Origin of the sequence: Phenylobacterium sp., assembly GCF_035475775.1 — a bacterium.
GTDB lineage: Bacteria > Pseudomonadota > Alphaproteobacteria > Caulobacterales > Caulobacteraceae > Phenylobacterium.
Genome location: NZ_DATIMC010000025.1, coordinates 13920 through 30474 on the forward strand (window position 1 = coordinate 13920; position 16555 = coordinate 30474).

At 70.8% G+C, this 16555-nt stretch carries 16 protein-coding genes; 15 read left to right on the top strand and 1 reads right to left on the bottom strand.

From position 1 onward, the window contains the following. Positions 1-63 precede the first annotated feature (63 nt). The 7 genes from VLI41_RS02860 (at position 64) to VLI41_RS02890 (ending at position 7547) form a co-directional block, all read left to right on the top strand. Complete coding sequence (locus VLI41_RS02860) at positions 64-2328, top strand: CoA transferase (protein WP_325266547.1); 2265 nt, start codon at positions 64-66, stop codon at positions 2326-2328. 13 nt (positions 2329-2341) lie between these two features. Then, complete coding sequence (locus VLI41_RS02865; RefSeq protein WP_325266548.1) at positions 2342-3430, top strand: tellurite resistance/C4-dicarboxylate transporter family protein; 1089 nt, start codon at positions 2342-2344, stop codon at positions 3428-3430. 37 nt (positions 3431-3467) lie between these two features. Then, positions 3468-3893 carry a methylmalonyl-CoA epimerase gene (mce, locus tag VLI41_RS02870; RefSeq protein WP_325266549.1) on the top strand — a complete coding sequence of 142 codons (426 nt, stop codon included), beginning with the start codon at positions 3468-3470 and terminating at the stop codon, positions 3891-3893. Then, a complete protein-coding gene (locus tag VLI41_RS02875) occupies positions 3890-4162 on the top strand; it encodes a DUF1467 family protein (protein WP_325266550.1) in 273 nt (90 codons plus the stop codon). Before mce ends, VLI41_RS02875 begins: the two co-directional genes overlap by 4 nt. Positions 4163-4236: 74 nt before the next feature. After that, positions 4237-5556 carry a proline--tRNA ligase gene (gene proS, locus VLI41_RS02880; protein WP_325266551.1) on the top strand — a complete coding sequence of 440 codons (1320 nt, stop codon included), beginning with the start codon at positions 4237-4239 and terminating at the stop codon, positions 5554-5556. A gap of 73 nt (positions 5557-5629) precedes the next feature. After that, complete coding sequence (locus VLI41_RS02885; protein WP_325266599.1) at positions 5630-6856, top strand: lipoprotein-releasing ABC transporter permease subunit; 1227 nt, start codon at positions 5630-5632, stop codon at positions 6854-6856. After that, the gene (locus VLI41_RS02890) at positions 6849-7547 is read left to right on the top strand and encodes an ABC transporter ATP-binding protein (protein ID WP_325266552.1); all 699 of its coding nucleotides are present in this window, start codon (positions 6849-6851) and stop codon (positions 7545-7547) included. The genes VLI41_RS02885 and VLI41_RS02890 overlap by 8 nt, the downstream gene beginning before the upstream one ends. 4 nt (positions 7548-7551) lie before the next feature. On the opposite strand, the gene VLI41_RS02895 is transcribed toward VLI41_RS02890, so the two are convergent. Beyond that, positions 7552-8364, bottom strand: coding sequence for a class I SAM-dependent methyltransferase (locus VLI41_RS02895; RefSeq protein ID WP_325266553.1), 813 nt, complete (start codon positions 8362-8364; stop codon positions 7552-7554). Positions 8365-8447: 83 nt separating this feature from the next. Here VLI41_RS02895 and sidA point away from each other — a divergent pair, with 83 nt between their 5' ends. The 8 genes from sidA to frr all read left to right on the top strand — a co-directional run bounded on the left by sidA (position 8448) and on the right by frr (position 16531). Continuing rightward, a complete protein-coding gene (gene sidA / locus VLI41_RS02900; protein ID WP_325266554.1) occupies positions 8448-8537 on the top strand; it encodes a cell division inhibitor SidA in 90 nt (29 codons plus the stop codon). A gap of 11 nt (positions 8538-8548) precedes the next feature. Next, entirely contained in the window at positions 8549-12001 is a 3453-nt protein-coding gene (gene dnaE, locus VLI41_RS02905) for a DNA polymerase III subunit alpha (RefSeq protein ID WP_414692517.1), read from the top strand. Continuing rightward, a complete protein-coding gene (locus VLI41_RS02910) occupies positions 12001-12243 on the top strand; it encodes a hypothetical protein (RefSeq protein ID WP_325266556.1) in 243 nt (80 codons plus the stop codon). The genes dnaE and VLI41_RS02910 overlap by 1 nt, the downstream gene beginning before the upstream one ends. Before the next feature lie 50 nt (positions 12244-12293). Further along, entirely contained in the window at positions 12294-12971 is a 678-nt protein-coding gene (locus tag VLI41_RS02915; RefSeq protein WP_325266557.1) for a GNAT family N-acetyltransferase, read from the top strand. Positions 12972-13156: 185 nt separating this feature from the next. Then, positions 13157-14095 (top strand): 30S ribosomal protein S2, encoded by a 939-nt coding sequence (gene rpsB, locus VLI41_RS02920; protein ID WP_325266558.1) that lies wholly within the window; start codon positions 13157-13159, stop codon positions 14093-14095. An 86-nt stretch (positions 14096-14181) separates the two neighbouring features. Beyond that, positions 14182-15123, top strand: a complete 942-nt coding sequence (gene tsf, locus VLI41_RS02925) for a translation elongation factor Ts (RefSeq protein ID WP_325266559.1) — start codon at positions 14182-14184, stop codon at positions 15121-15123. An 87-nt stretch (positions 15124-15210) separates the two neighbouring features. Further along, the gene (pyrH, locus tag VLI41_RS02930; protein ID WP_325266560.1) at positions 15211-15930 is read left to right on the top strand and encodes a UMP kinase; all 720 of its coding nucleotides are present in this window, start codon (positions 15211-15213) and stop codon (positions 15928-15930) included. A 34-nt stretch (positions 15931-15964) separates the two neighbouring features. Continuing rightward, positions 15965-16531: a ribosome recycling factor gene (gene frr, locus VLI41_RS02935; RefSeq protein WP_325266561.1), complete on the top strand. Its 567-nt coding sequence runs from the start codon at positions 15965-15967 to the stop codon at positions 16529-16531. Positions 16532-16555 lie beyond the last annotated feature (24 nt).

Sequence of the window (16555 nt, forward strand, 5' to 3'; positions counted from 1 at the left end):
GAACGCTTTGATGCTGACCTAAGGGCGCCGCAAGACGCGCCCGTCGGTTCAGGGAGTGGCCCAGTGAGCGCTTACGCCGGCGTGCGCATCGTCGATTTCACCCAAGGGGTGGCCGGGCCGATGGCCGCCATGCTGCTCGGGGACTTCGAGGCCGAGATCGTCAAGATCGAGCCGCCGGGGGGCGACCGCTACAGGGACCACCCCGGCTATCTCGCCTTCAACCGCAACAAGCAGATCCTGAGGCTGGACCTCGCCGGGGCCGGCGACCTGCAGACCGCCAAGGCTTTGATCGCCGGCGCGGACGTGGCGATGTTCGACCATGCCCCCGGCGCGCTCGCGCCGCTCGGCCTGGACGCCGAGACCCTGACGGCGGCCCATCCGGCGCTGATCCATGCCTGGATGCCGCCCTATGGGACGAGCGGCGTCTGGAGCGGGCTGCCCGCCCACCACAACCTGTTGGCCGGCCTGATCGCGGCGGCGATGCGGCAGGGCGCCTACGCCGACCAGCCGGTGCACCTGATCCAGCCGCTGCTCTGGTATGGCCAGGCGGTGATGGGCGCCGCGGCGATCGGCTCGGCGCTGCTGGAGCGCAGCCGCAGCGGCCAGGGGCAGGCGGTGACGGTGAGCGGGCTGAACGGCGCCGCCGAGGTCTCCGGCATCTCCCGCGCCCAGCGGCAGGCGCCGCTGCCGCGCGGCATCCCGCCGGGCGCCAATCCGCGCTATCGCCTCTACCGGTGCGCCGACGGGCAGTGGTTCTTCCTGGGCACGCTGTTCACGAACTTCTACCGCAAGGCGTTCGAGACCCTGGGGCTCGGCGATGTGTTCGAGGCCATGGAGATCGACATGGTCGCCGCGCGCGACCTGCTGACCGAGATCTTCGCCACCCGGCCGCGGCAGGAGTGGCTGGAGGTGCTGCAGGCCAATGACGTGCCCTGCGCCCCCGTCCTCGACCGTGAGGACTGGTTCGCCGGCGAGACGGTGCGGGAGGCGGGGCTGCGGCTCGCCTTCCAGCATCCGGAGCTGGGCGAGGTCGCCATGCCCGCCCCGCCCGCGCGGCTTTCGGCGACGCCGGCCAGGGTGAAGGGCCTGGGCCAGCCGATTTCTGAGCCGCCCAGGTGGGAGCCTCGTCCGACCCGCAGCGGCAAGCCCGGCCGCGCCGCGCCGCTGGCCGGGGTGCGGGTGCTGAACCTGGGCACCGTGATCGCCGGCGCCTATGCCGGGACGATCCTGGCCAACCTCGGCGCCGAGGTGATCAAGATCGAGGGCCCGGAAGGCGATCCGTTCCGCTCCGACGGGGTGGGCTTCCTGGCCTACAACCGCGGCTGCCGCGGGCTGGGGCTCGACCTCAAGCAGGCGGACGCGCGGGCGCTGTTCCTGGAGCTCGCCCAGTCGTCCGACGTAGTGATCGACAACTACCGGCTGGGGGTGCGCGCCCGCCTCGGCATCGACTATCCGGCGCTGAAGGCGATCAATCCGCGGATCATCTCCTGCTCGATCAACGCCTATGGCGACACCGGCCCCAGGGCCGCGCGGCCCGGGTTCGATCCGCTCCTGCAGTCCGAGGGCGGGATGCAGTCGGGCCAGAGCGGCGCCGAGCATCCGACGCTGATCACCATCCCGGTGAACGACGTGGCGACCGCGGGCTCGGTGACCGCCGCGGTGGTCGCGGCGCTGAACGCCCGCGAGCGGACCGGGGAGGGCCAGGAGATCCTCACCAGCCTGATGGCCTCGAGCCTGCTGTTCCAGCTGCAGGAGGTGACCACCTATCCCGGACGGCCGCCGAACACGCCCGGCGAGATCGACTGCATCGGGGCGAGCGCGCTCGAGCGCTACTACCTCTGCGCGGACGGCTGGATCGGGATCGCCTGCGGCGCGCCGGACGAGGCCCGCGCGCTCGGCCGCGTGCTCGGGCTCGAGCTCGATCCTGCCGAGGCCCTGAGCGCGGCGCGCGACGGAGATCTCGCCCGCACCCTGGAGACGGCGTTCGTCGCTAGGCCCCGCGCCGAGACGCTGCACGCCCTCGTCGCGGCCGGAGTTCCGGCTGCGCCCGTCCTGCGCTCGGCCGAGGCGCTGGAAGACGAGTGGCTGTGGGACAACGGATTCTTCCAGCCTTGGGAGCACCCGCGCCTGGGGCCGCTGATCGGGATCAGGGCCTTCGCCGAGTTCGCCCGCACGCCGGGCGGCTACCATCTGCCGACCCCCGACCTCGGCGAGCACAGCCGCGAGGTGCTGGACGCCTTCGGCGTCCCGCGCGAGCGGATCGAGGCGCTGATCGCCTCGGGCGCGGTGTTCGAGGCGCGCCAGCCGGTCCCGCTGGAATCCGCCTGACGCGGCCGGCGGAGTGACCGATCGCGCCCAGCATCGGGACGGCCGGCCTCGCCTGGCCGCCTGGATCGATCGCGAGGCGGCCGAGCTCTTCCCGGGCTGCTTCGCCCTCGTCATGGCCACCGGGATCATCGCCAACACCCTGTGGCTGCAGGGCTTCCGCGTCTCCTCGGAGCTGCTGTTCGGCGTCGTCCTGATCGCCTATCCCTGGCTGCTGGCGCTGACCGGCCTGCGGCTCGCGCGGCACCGCGCGCGGCTGTGGGCCGACCTCATCGACCCGCGACGGGTGTTCGGCTTCTTCACGCTGGTGGCCGCCACCGACGTGCTCGGCGTCGGGCTCGACCTTCGCGGCCATGGCGGGGCGGCCTTCGCGCTGTGGGGCTTCGCGCTGGTGACCTGGATCGCGCTGATCTATTTCGGCTTTGCGGTGCTCACCTTCCGGAACACCGTGCAGGTCGCCGACGTGGTGCACGGCGGCTGGCTGATCGCCATCGTCGGCGCCCAGTCGCTGGTCATCCTCGGGGCCCGGATCGTTCCGGGGCAGGGGGCGCTCGCGCCCTCGCTGTTCGTGCTCATCCACATGCTGTGGGGCGTGGGCCTCGGCCTCTACGGCATCTTCATCACCCTGTTCTGCTACCGCATCCTGTTCTTCGAGGTCGGGCCCGACGACCTCACGCCGTTCCTGTGGGTGGTGATGGGCGCCGCGGCGATCAGCAGCAACGCCGGCTCCGTGCTGATCCTCAGCGGGACCAGCGCCGCGTTCCTCGAGGCGATGCGGCCGTTCGTCGACGGGGTGAGCCTGATCCTGTGGATCTGGGCGACCTGGTGGATCCCGCTGCTGGTGCTGTTCGGCCTGTGGAAGCACGGGCTGAAGCGGGTTCCGCTGGCCTACACGCCCATGCTCTGGAGCCTGGTCTTCCCGCTCGGCATGTACGCCCTGGCGAGCCTGAGGCTGGGCCTGGCCGCCGAATTCGCCCGGTTGCGCCGGATCGCGGCGGCCATGGTCTGGGTGGCGCTGGCGGCCTGGGCGCTGACCGCCGCGGGCCTGGTTTCCGCCGTCTGGGGCCGGGCGCGGGCGCACCGCGCGGCGGCGGCCGCCGAGTGACCTCGCGCATCGCGCCGGCCGGCGCTATACCGGCCGCATGATCGGCAAACTGAACCACGTGGGCGTCGCCACGCCCTCGATCGAGGACTCCGTGCGGCTCTATCGCGACCTGCTGGGCGCGACCTCCATCGGCGAGAAGTTCGTCATGGACGAGCAGGGCGTCTGGGTCTGCTTCGTGAACCTGCCGAACAGCCAGATCGAGCTGATCGAGCCCTATGGCGAGGCCTCGCCGATCCGCGCCTTCCTTGAAAAAAACCCAAAGGGCGGCCAACACCACGTCTGTTTCGAGGTGGACGACATCGAGGCGGCCCGCGACGACCTCGCCGCGAAGGGGGCGACCGTGCTGAACGGCGGCAAGCCGCGCATCGGCGCCCACGGGGTGCCGGTGATCTTCGTCCATCCGAAGGACATGGGCGGCGTGCTCGTCGAGCTGATGGAGCATCCGCAGGGAGCGCACGCATGAGCCCCTTCACCTGGGCCGCCATCTACCTCACGGTCTGGTGGACCGTGCTGTTCGCGGTGCTGCCGATCGGCGTGGTCAGCCACGCCGAGGCCGGCATCGACAAGGGCGACGGCGGCGATCCGGGGGCGCCGGTCGATCCCAAGCTGAAGCGGAAATTCCTCACCACCACCTGGATCGCGGCGGTGATCTGCGTGCTCTTCTGGACCGCGCTGCACTTCCACCTGATCCACCTGCCGAACCTGCCCGGCGAGGTCCACGAGGTCCGCTGACGCCAGGGCTGCGTTGCCAAGCCGCCTCGCCGGGCGCTATCAGGGCCGTTCGCCCTTCACCCCACGGGAGCCGCATGCGCCTTTCGCGTTACTTCATGCCGACGCTGCGCGAGGCGCCCTCCGACGCGCAGATCGTCTCGCACCAGCTGATGCTGCGCGCCGGGCTGATCCGCCAGGAGGCGGCCGGCATCTACGCCTTCCTGCCGCTCGGCCTGCGCGTGCTCAAGAAGGTCGAGCAGATCGTGCGCGAGGAGATGAACCGGGCGGGCGCCATCGAGGTCCTGATGCCCACCCTGCAGCTCGCCGACCTGTGGCGCGAGAGCGGCCGCTACGACGACTACGGCGAGGAGATGCTGCGCATCAAGGACCGCCACGAGCGGGACCTGCTGTTCGGCCCGACGGCGGAGGAGGTCATCACCGACATCTTCCGCGGATACATCAAGTCCTACAAAGACCTGCCAAAGAATCTTTACAACATCCAGTGGAAGTTCCGCGATGAGCGGAGGCCCCGCTTCGGGGTGATGCGCGGCCGCGAGTTCCTGATGAAGGACGCCTACTCCTTCGACATCGACGAGGCGGCCGCGCGGCGGTCTTACAACCGGATGTTCCTCGCCTACCTGAACACCTATGCGCGGATGGGGCTGAAGGCGATCCCGGTGCGCGCCGACACCGGGCCGATCGGCGGCGACCTCAGCCACGAGTTCATCATCCTGGCGAACACCGGCGAGAGCGAGGTGTTCGCCCACCAGGACCTGGTGGAGATGGGCGCGCCGGGGCCCGACATCGACTGGGACGGCGACCTGCAGCCGCTGGTCGACCGGCGGACCTCCCTCTACGCCGCCTCCGACGAGATGCACGACCGGGCGCGTTTCGAGGCGGAGGTTCCGCAGGCCAAGCGGATGAGCGCCCGCGGCATCGAGGTGGGGCACATCTTCTACTTCGGGGAGAAGTACTCGAAGCCCATGAAGGCGGTCGTGGCCGGCCCCGATGGGGTCGAGCGGCCGGTGCAGATGGGATCCTACGGCGTGGGCGTCACCCGGCTGATGGGCGCGATCATCGAGGCGAGCCACGACGCGGCCGGCATCATCTGGCCGGACAGCGTGGCGCCGTTCGACGCGGCCGTCGTCAACCTGCGCGCCGGCGACGCCGCGGTGGATCGGGTCGCGGAGGCGGCCTACCGGGCGCTGCAGGCCGCCGGCAAGGAGACCCTGCTGGACGACAGGGACGAGCGGCCCGGCGCGAAGTTCGCCTCCCTCGACCTCGTCGGCCTTCCCTGGCAGCTGATCGTCGGGCCCAAGGGCGTGGCCGACGGCGTCGTGGAGATCAAGCGGCGCGCCACGGGCGAGCGCCAGACCCTGCCGCTCGAGGCCGCCGTGAAGGCCATCGCCACGTGAGCCGGCCGTGACCGGCGACGCTTCGGAGCTGCTGCCCGCGCACGCCTTCAGCGCCTGGGAGCGCATCCTGGCCATGCGCTACCTGCGGCCCAAGCGCAGCGAGGCCGGCGTCGCGCTCATCTCGCTGATCGCCTTCGCCGGGATCTCCATCGCGGTGGCGGTGCTGATCATCGTCATGTCGGTGATGAACGGCTTCCGCGCCGAGCTGCTGAGCCGCATCCTGGGTTTCCAGGGGCACGTCTTCGTGGCCGGCGGCGTGCTCGACGGGCCCGCCCTGCAGCCCGCGGTCCAGCGCATCCGCGCGGTGCCCGGCGTGGTCCAGGCGGTGCCGGTCGTGCAGGGCCAGGTGCTGGCCATGGGCCCCAACCTGATCACCGGGGCCATCGTGCGCGGCGTCTCCGCGGCCGACGTCGCCCAGACGCCGATCATCGCCAGGAACATCACCCATGGCGCGCTGAAGGGCTACGGCCAGGGCGAGGACGGCGGCGACGTCATCCTGCTGGGCGACCGGCTCGCCGAGACGCTGGGCGTCAAGGCCGGCGATCCGCTGACCCTGGTCTCGCCCTCCGGCGCCGCCACCGCCTTCGGCGGCTCGCCGGTGCAGAAGACCTTCCAGGTCGGGGCGACCTTCACGGTCGGCATGAGCCAGTACGACCAGGCCTACATCTACATGCCGTTGCAGCAGGCACAGCTGTTTCTGGGGCGCGAGGGCTCGGTCGACGAGATCGAGGTGAAGCTGAAGAACCCCGACCAGGCCGAGCGGATGAAGGCCGTCATCGCCAGGGCCGCCGGGCCGACCGCGCTGGTGACCGACTGGACGCAGCGCGACACCTCCTTCTGGGGCGCGCTGAAGGTCGAGCGCAACGTCATGGCGCTGATCCTGTCGCTGCTCATCGTGATCGCCGCGCTGAACATCATCTCGGGCCTGATCATGCTGGTGAAGAACAAGGGCCGCGACATCGCGATCCTGCGCACCATGGGCGCGGGGCAGGGGGCGGTGCTGCGGATCTTCTTCATGGCCGGGGCGACCATCGGCGTCCTCGGCACCCTGACCGGGGTCGTCGTCGGCACGCTGTTCAGCCTCTACATCGATCAGATCCAGGCGTTCGTGGAGTGGGCCACGGGCCAGGCGGTGTTCTCCTCGGACGTCTATTTCCTCAGCCGGCTCCCGGCCAAGGTGGACTGGAGCGAGGTCAGCGCGATCATCGTCTTCTCGCTGATCATGTCCTGCGTCTGGACCCTGCCGCCCGCCTGGTGGGCCTCGCGGCTCGATCCGGTGGAAGCGCTCCGCTATGAGTGAGGGCCGCCACCCCGTCCTCTCCATCCGCGGACTCCAGCGGACCTACGAGACCGCGGCCGGGCCGCTGCCGGTGCTCAAGGGCGTCGATCTGGATCTCTATCCGGGCGAGATCGTCGGCCTGATCGGACCGTCCGGCTCCGGCAAGTCGTCGCTGCTGCACGCCGCCGGGCTCCTGGAGCATCCGAACGCCGGACGCATCGGCATCCTGGGCCTCGATTGCTCGAACCTCGGCGACCGCGCCCGCACGCGCATCCGGCTGGCGACCATCGGCTTCGTCTATCAGTTCCATCACCTGCTGCCGGAGTTCTCGGCGCTGGACAACGTGGCCCTGCCGCAGATGATCGCCGGCCGCAGCCGCAAGGCCGCGCACGCGCGCGCCCAGCGCCTGCTCCGCGAGCTCGGCCTGGCCGATCGCGTGCAGCACCAGCCGGCCCAGCTCTCCGGCGGCGAGCAGCAGCGGGTGGCGGTCGCCCGCGCGCTCGCCAATGCGCCGAAGCTGCTGCTGGCGGACGAGCCGACCGGCAACCTCGACCCGGCGACCTCGGCCGCGGTGTTCGAGAACCTCTACGCGCTCGCCCGCAAGGCCGGCGTCGCCGCATTGATCGCCACCCACAACCTCGAGCTCTCCCGCCACATGGACCGGGTGCTCGCGCTGAAGGACGGACACCTGGAGCCGCAGGGGCGCGGCTGAGCGGCTATTGAGGCCGGAGGTCGGCTTTCGGCTCCCGCCGCGGCCGTCCCCAGAGCAGCGTCGCTCGGGTGCGGAAGCTGACGAGGCCGTCCTCGGCGTGGGGCGTCAGCACGGCGCGCAGGTCGGCGTCGAAGGCGGCGGCGCGCTCAGGGCCGAGCTTGGCGCGGGTCCAGGTGGCGCGGGAGTGCTCGCCGTCGATCAGCGCCTCGATCGGCATCCGGCAATCGCCCCACACCTCGTCTCGCCCCTCGAGGTCGATCCAGGCCTCGTGGGCGCGGGCCGCAGCGACGAACTCCGGGCTGTTCCACTCGCCGCCGAGCCTTTCCACCCAGCTGACGATCACCGCGCGGTAGGCGTCGATCCAGGGGGCCTCAGCCGGCCCGTCCCCCCCGACCACGACCAGCGGCGCCTCCGGCGCCAGCGCGTCGGCGAGCTTCGGGAAGAGCCGGCGGTGCTCCATCCAGTGGATGCTCGCGCCGGCCACCGCCAGGTCGAATGAGCCGGCAAGGTCGGCGTCCTCCACAAGGGACAGCACCCAGCGGATGGCGCCGTGCCGGCCGGCGTCGGCGGCGCGGGCCGCCGCGATCATCGCTCGAGACGGATCGACCGCGACGATCTCGCCGAACAGATCGGCCAGCGGGATGGCGAGCTTGCCGGGCCCGCAGCCCAGATCCAGCGCCCGCCCGCGGGCCGGCGTCAGCGCCGCGAGCCGCTCGCAGAGCGCGGCCGGGTAGGGCGTGCGATTGGCGTACGATCCGACCACGTCGGCGTCGGCGAACTCGCTTCCGCGGCGGCTGGCAGGCGCCTTGTCGATCATGACGGCAGCGTACCACAGCTTGACAGCGGGAACAAAAGGCGAATAGGAACGTACCCGGAACATCCACAGCTGGAACGTCGCACATGGTTCGTCTCGCGCGAGAATCGCTGGCCTTTATGTCGGTCGCCAGCTTTGTCTGGATGATGTGCGCCGTGGCGGTCCATCTGGGCTGACCGCCATGCGGATGGGGGAGCAGGCCGCCTTGAGCGAGACGAACGAAGGCTTCGTCCACCTGCGCGTCCGCTCCGCCTATTCGCTGCTGGAAGGCGCCATCAAGGCCGACAAGCTGGGGGAGCTCGCCCGGGCCGCGCAGATGCCGGCCGTGGCGCTCACCGACCGCGCCAACCTGTTCGGCGCGCTGGAGTTCTCGGTCGCCGCCAAGGGCGCGGGCGTGCAGCCGATCGTGGGCTGCCTGTTGCCGGTGAGCGGCCTCGGCGAGCCGCCGCCGGAGCGATGGGCGCGAACGCCGGCGCTGGTCCTGCTGGCCCAGAACGAGGCGGGCTACCGCAACCTCTCCGAGCTCTCCTCGGCGGCCTTTCTCGAGATCGACGCGGCGGAGGAGCCGCACGTGCCCTGGGCGAAGCTCGCCGCCCACGCCGAGGGCCTGATCCTGCTCTCCGGCGGCCCGGACGGGCCGGTCGACCACCTGTTCGCCGCCGGCAAGGCCAAGGAAGCCCGCGCGGCGCTCGCCGAGATGCACCGGGTGTTCGGCGACCGCTTCTATGTGGAGCTGCAGCGCCACGGTCAAGCGCGCGAGGCCGCGGCCGAGCCGGAGCTGGTGGCCTTCGCCTACGAGGCCGACGTCCCTCTGGTCGCCACCAACGACGTCTATTTCCAGTCGGCCGCGATGCATGCGGCGCACGACGCGCTGCTGTGCATCGCCGACGGCGCCTTCATCGGCCAGGACGAGCGCCGGCGGGTCACGGCGGAGCACGGGTTCAAGCCCGCCGCCGACATGCGCGCGCTGTTCGCCGATCTGCCCGAAGCCTGCGACAACACCCTCGATATCGCCCGCCGCTGCGCCTTCATGGTGGCGAAGCGCGATCCGATCCTGCCGCGATTCCCGACCGCGGCGGGCCGCAGCGAGGCCGAGGAGCTGGCCCACCAGGCGCGCGAGGGGCTGAACGCCCGCCTGGCCACCCATCCGCTGGCGGCCGAGCGCGCGGCCTACGACCAGCGGCTCGAGCGCGAGATCGGGGTGATCGCCGAGATGGGGTTCCCCGGCTATTTCCTGATCGTCTCGGACTTCATCAAGTGGGCCAAGGCGCGGCGCATTCCCGTGGGGCCCGGCCGCGGCTCGGGGGCGAGCTCGCTGGTCGCCTGGTCGCTGATGATCACCGACCTCGATCCCATCCGCTACGACCTGATCTTCGAGCGCTTCCTGAATCCCGAGCGGATCTCGATGCCGGACTTCGACATCGACTTCTGCCAGGAGCGGCGGGAGGAGGTGATCGCCTACGTCCAGGAGAAGTACGGCCGCGACCGGGTCGCCCAGATCATCACCTTCGGCACGCTGCAGGCGCGCGCCGTGCTGCGCGACGTCGGCCGGGTGCTGCAGCTGCCGCTCGGCCAGGTGGACCGGCTGGCCAAGATGGTGCCGGCCAATCCGGCCAACCCGGTGAGCCTCGCCAGGGCCATCGAGATCGAGCCCCGGCTGCAGCAGGCGCGCGACGAGGACGAGGGCGTCGCCCGGCTCCTGGACATCGCGCTGCAGCTCGAAGGCCTCTACCGCAACGCCTCGACCCACGCCGCCGGGGTGGTCATCGCCGACCGGCCGCTCACCGAGCTCGTGCCGCTCTACCGCGATCCGCGCTCGGACCTGCCGGCCACCCAGTTCAACATGAAGTGGGTCGAATCCGCCGGGCTGGTGAAGTTCGACTTCCTGGGCCTGAAGACGCTCACCGTGCTCGACCGGGCGATGCGCCACCTGGAGCGGCGCGGGGCGGGCTTCGACCTGGAATCCATCCCGCTGAACGATCATCCCACCTACGAGCTGATGGCCTCGGGCCAGACGCTGGGGGTGTTCCAGCTGGAAAGCCAGGGCATGCGCGACATCCTGCGCCAGCTGCGCCCGGCCTCCCTGGAGGAAGTCACCGCGCTGATCTCCCTCTACCGGCCGGGGCCGATGGAGAGCATCCCCGAGTACGTCGACTGCAAGATGGGCCGCCGGCCGGTCGACGTGGTCCATCCGCTGCTCGAGCCGGTGCTGAAGGACACCTATGGGGTCATCGTCTACCAGGAGCAGGTGATGCAGATCGCCCAGATCCTGGCGGGCTACAGCCTGGGCGAGGCCGACCTTCTGCGCCGCGCGATGGGCAAGAAGAAGAAGGAGGAGATGGACCTGCAGCGGGCGCGGTTCCTCTCCGGGGCGCTGGAGCGCGGCCTGCCGGAAGGCACGGCCAACCTGCTGTTCGAACGCATGGAGAAGTTCGCCGGCTACGGCTTCAACAAGGGCCACGCCGCGCCCTATGCGCTGATCGCCTACCAGACCGGCTGGCTGAAGGCGAACGCGCCGGTCGAGTTCTTCGCCGCCTCGATGAGCCTCGATCTGGCCAACACCGACAAGCTCTCGGTGTTCTACCAGGACGCCAAGCGCTTCGGCGTGAAGATCCGCGCCCCGGACGTCAATCGCTCGGCCGCCGATTTCGAAGTGGAGGAGGGCGAGGTCCTCTACGCCCTGGGCGCGATCCGCAACGTCGGCCTGCAGGCGATGCAGCACGTGGCCGAGGCGCGCCGCGAAGGCGGTCCGTTCCGCGATATCTTCGACTTCGTCGAGCGCATCGATCCCAGGCAGGTCAACAAGCGCACCTTCGAGACCCTGGCCCGCGCCGGGGCGTTCGATTCCATCCACCCGGACCGGGCGCAGCTCGCCGCCGCGGCCGACGCGCTGATCGGCTACGCCCAGAGCGTCGCGGCCGACCGCGCCTCGGCCCAGGTCAGCCTGTTCGGCGGCGATCAGGCCGACGCCGCCCGCCCCCGCCTGCCCAAGGTCGAGCCGTGGACGCCGGTGCAGCGGCTGGACGAGGAGCTGGCGGCGGTGGGCTTCTATCTCTCCGGTCACCCGCTCGACGACATGGTCGAGGCGCTGCGCCGGCGGCGCACCGAGCTCTTCGCCGACGCCGTGGCCAAGGCGGAAGCCGGGACCGAGGCGCTGCGGATGGCGGGCGTCGTCCGCCGCAAGCAGGAACGGACCAGCCAGAAGTCCGGCGAGAAGTTCGCCTTCGTGACGCTCTCCGACCCCACCGGCGAGTACGAGGTGATGTTCCCGCCGGAATCCCTGCGCCGCTGCCGCGAGCTGCTGGAGCCGGGCAGGGCGGTGGCGATCACGGTGCGGGCCTCGGCCAAGGACGGCGAGGTGCGGTTCTTCGGCGACAGCGCCGAGCCGGTCGAGAAGGCGGTGGAGAACGTGGTCGCGGGGCTGCGCGTCCACCTGGCCCCGCGCAGCGCCGAGATCGAGGCCCTGAAGCGTCGCCTGGAGAGCCTCTCCAACCGGCGGGGCGGCGAGATCGTGCTGGTCGCCGGCATCGGCGGCGGGCGCGAGGTGGAGGTGAAGCTTCCCGGCCGGTTCAGCCTGGACCCGGCGGTGCGCGGGGCGCTGAAGACCGCGCCGGGCGTGGTGTTCGTGGAGGATCTGTGATGATCCGAGCCGGCGTGCTGAGCCTGTCGCTCGCCCTGGCCTTCGCCGGCGCTGCGGAGGGCCGCACGCATCGCCTGGCCGGTTTCCACGCGCCGCGCGCGCCGAAGACGCACGCCGCCGGGCGTCATCGCCCGGGCATGGCGGAGATCGAGCCGCTCGGACCCTCGAGCTTCCACCCGGTGAAGCGCTGGAAGGGATTCAGCTATCTCGACCACGAGAAGCGCCCCGGGAAGGCCGACTGAGCCGAACGCGACGAGCGCGCCGCGCCCGCATCGCCTAGAGTGCCCGGGCCATGCCGCATCCGCTGGACCGCCCGATCTGGACCGCGCTCGCCACGCGCCAGCAGGGCCTGGCGTTCGGCGACGAGCGGGCCCGCCGCATCGATCCGGCCTACGGGGTCTTCGCCGTCGCCCGCGACGCCTCCGAAGACAGCCGCGAGGCGCTCACCGCCCTGGTGCGCGCGCACGGCGATGCGGCGCTGGTCGAGGCCGAGCCGCCCGACCTGCCGGCCGGCCTCGAGGTCGTCTCGCGCGCGGTGCTCTGGCAGATGCTCGCCGAGGACCTGAAGCTCGTGCCGCCGGACTTCGAATGGGTCGACCTCGCCGAGGCGGATGCGCCGCAGATGCTGGCGCTCGCCGAGCTCACCCGGCCGGGCCCCTTCTCGAGCCGCACCCATCGGCTCGGCGACTTCGTGGGCGTCAAGCGGGACGGCGAGCTGATCGCCATGGCGGGCGAGCGGCTGAAGCCGGACGGCTTCACGGAGGTCTCCGGCGTCTGCGTTCGCCCCGGCGACCAGGGCCGAGGCTACGCCGCCGGGCTGATGAGCGTGGTGGCCGAGCGGATCGTCGCGCGCGGCGAGACGCCGTTCCTGCACGTCTACGACCACAACGCCCGGGCGATCGCCGTCTATCAGGCGCTGGGCTACCGCCTGCGGCGCAAGATGGCGATGGTGGTGGTGCGCGCGCCCTAGCCTGGACCGCCGCGCCGGCGCGAGGCGCTTGCTTTTTCGCGGCTTAGCCCCTATCTGCCCGCCTCATTCCACACGCAGGCGTTTGGCGGCGACGGGGAGACATCCCGGCGTTCTCCAGTCCGGTCCTCCCTCGGGAGGGGCAGCCTGCGGCGGCAAGAACCGGAAGAAGGACTTTGTGAAAGCCAATGGCGCTTCCTGAATTCTCCATGCGTCAGCTCCTGGAAGCCGGCGCCCACTTCGGCCACCAGACCCACCGCTGGAACCCGAAGATGGAGCGGTACATCTTCGGCGTCCGCTCCAACATCCACATCATCGACCTCAGCCAGTCGATCCCGCTGCTGCACCAGGCGCTGGTGAAGGCCCGCGAGGTCGCGGCCGCGGGCGGGCGGATCCTGTTCGTCGGCACCAAGCGCCAGGCCTCCGAGCCGATCGCCACGTCGGCGAAGCGCTGCGCCCAGTACTACGTCAACCACCGCTGGCTCGGCGGCACGCTCACCAACTGGCGCACCGTCTCCAACTCCATCGCACGCTTGCGCGAACTGGAGGGCCTGCTGGAGGGCGGCGAGAGCGGCCGTACCAAGAAGGAGCTGCTGCAGCTCACCCGCGAGCGCGACAAGCTGGAGCTGTCGCTGGGCGGCATCAAGGACATGGGCGGCATCCCGGACCTGATGTTCGTGATCGACACCAACAAGGAGGCGATCGCGATCCAGGAGGCGCGCAAGCTGAACATCCCGGTGATCGCGATCCTGGACACCAACTCGGGGCCCGACGGCATCACCTTCCCGATCCCGGGCAACGACGACGCCGCGCGCGCCATCCAGCTCTATTGCGACCTGATGGCCGATGCGATCCTCGACGGCCTGGCGGCCGGGCAGGCGGCGGCGGGCGTCGATCTCGGCGCGGCCGAGGCTCCCGTGGAGCCCGCGCTGTCGCGCAAGGCGGCGGCCAAGGCGGCTCCCGAACCGGCTGCGCCGGCCGAGCCGGAAGCCGTGACCCCCGAGCTCGAAGCCGCGGCGGCCGAGCTGGAGGCCGCGGCCGCCAAGCCCGAGGCCGAGCCGGAGACCACCGCGGCGGCGGAAGACGCCGCCGCAGCCGAGTCCCCGAGCGAAGAGCAGGCGGGCTGAAGGGCAAAGGCCCTCGCGCCCGCAACCCTGTCATGGCGCGGCCGCGAGGTCGCGCCGACGTCTGAGATGAATCGAAGGAGCCGACCATGGCGGAAGTGACCGCTGCGCTGGTCAAGGACCTGCGGGAGAAGTCCGGCGCAGGCATGATGGACTGCAAGAAGGCCCTGCAGGAAAACCAGGGCGATGTGGACGCGGCCATGGACTGGCTGCGCACCAAGGGGCTGTCCAAGGCCGCCAAGAAGGCGGGCCGCGCCGCGGCCGAGGGCCTGGTGGCGGGCCTCGTCTCGGGCCACGGCAAGCGCGGCGTGCTGATCGAGCTGAACGCCGAGACCGACTTCGTGGCCCGGAACGACAAGTTCCAGGCTGCGGCGCGCAAGATCGCCGCCACCGCGCTGGAGCACGACATCCTGGAGACCATCGCCGAGGCCCAGACCGGCGAGGGCGAGGTGATCGGCGACATGATCACCGCCCTGATCGCCACGATCGGCGAGAACATGCGCCTGCGCCGCACCGCGCGGCTGGAGGTCGCCGACGGCGCGGTCGCGCTCTATCTGCACAACGTGCAGGGCGAGGGCGTGGCGCGGCTGGGCGTGCTGGTGGCGCTCGAGAGCACCGGCGATCCCGCCGTGCTGAAGGACGTCGGCCGCCGGATCGCGATGCACGTGGCCGGCACGCCGACGCCGCCCCTGGCGCTGACCTCCGACGAGCTCGACCCGGCGGTGGTGGCCAAGGAGCGGGAGATCCAGACCCAGGCGGCGATGGAATCCGGCAAGCCGCGGGAGATCGCCGAGAAGATGGTCGAGGGCCGCATCCGCAAATGGCAGGAGGAGGTGGTCCTGCTGAAGCAGCCGTTCGTCATGAATCCCGACCAGACCGTCGAACAGCTACTCGCCGAAACCTCCAAGCAGCTCGGCGCGCCCGTCGCGGTGAAGGGCTTCGTCCGCTATGAGCTCGGCGAAGGCGTGGACAAGGGCCCCGACGGGCCGGACTTCGCCACCGAGGTCGCGCAGATGACCGGCAAGGCCTGAACGCGCCAATGGGATCGGCCGGGGCGCGGCGTCGCGAAAGCGCGCCGCGCCCTTGGCTTATGTGCGGTTTGCGATAGGGATTGGGCCATGCCCGACGCCCCGCCCCGCTACAAACGCATCCTCCTGAAGCTCTCGGGGGAGGCGGGCGTGGGCGGCGACCAGTTCGGGATCGACGCCAGGACGCTGGACATCGTCACCGACGAGATCTGCCAGGTGGTGCGCGCCGGCGTGCAGGTCTGCCTGGTGGTCGGCGGCGGCAACATCTTTCGCGGCGCGGCGCTCGCCGAGACCGGCATGGAGCGGGCCAGCGCCGACTACATGGGCATGCTGGCGACGGTGATGAACGCGCTCGCCCTGCAGGCGTCGCTGGAGCAGAAGGGCGTCTACACCCGCGTGCAGTCGGCGATCCCGATGGAGGCGGTCTGCGAACCCTACATCCGCCGCCGCGCGCTGCGGCACCTGGAGAAGGGCCGCGTGGTGATCTTCGCGGCCGGGCTCGGCGCACCCTATTTCACCACCGATTCCGCCGCGGCTCTGCGGGCCGCCGAGATGGGCTGCGACGCGCTCTTCAAGGGCACCAGCGTCGACGGGGTCTACACCGCCGATCCGAAGACCGACCGCAAGGCCGAGCGCTACGAGACGCTCACCTATCAGGACGTGCTGGCCAAGGACCTGCGGGTGATGGACGCCTCGGCCGTCAGCCTGATGCGCGACAACCACATCCCGATCGTGGTCTTCTCGATCCGCGAACGGGGCAACCTCTTGAAGGTGCTGACCGGCGAAGGGGTGTTCACCACCATCGCCTGAGCCGCCGCCGCGAGCCGGACGAAGGAGCAAGACCATGGCCGCCACGGAAAAACCCGTGCTCTCCAGATACAAGGATCGCATGGACAAGGCGGTCCAGGCGCTGAAGGACGAGTTCGGCAGCCTGCGCACCGGCCGGGCCTCCGCCAGCCTGCTCGACCAGGTGCACGTGGAGGCCTACGGCTCCGCGATGCCGCTCACCCAGTTGGGCGCGGTCAGCGTGCCGGAGGCGCGCATGCTGATGGTCAGCGTGTGGGACAAGGGCCTGGTCGTCTCGGTCGAGAAGGCCATCCGCAACGCGGGCCTGGGGCTGAACCCGGTGGTGGACGGGCAAAACCTGCGCATCCCGATCCCCGCGCTCACCGAGGAGCGCCGCAAGGAGATCGTCAAGATCGCCCACAAGTACACCGAGCAGCAGCGTGTGGCGGTGCGCAACGTGCGGCGCGACGCCAACGACGACCTGAAGAGGGCGGAGAAGGACGGGGCGATCAATCAGGACGAGCACAAGCGCATGGAAAGCGAGGTGCAGAAGATCACCGACGAGGCGATCAAGCGCATCGACGAAGCCTTGAAAACCAAGGAACAAGAGATCATGCACGTCTAGGCGTGCGCGCTCGCGCCTGAAGGG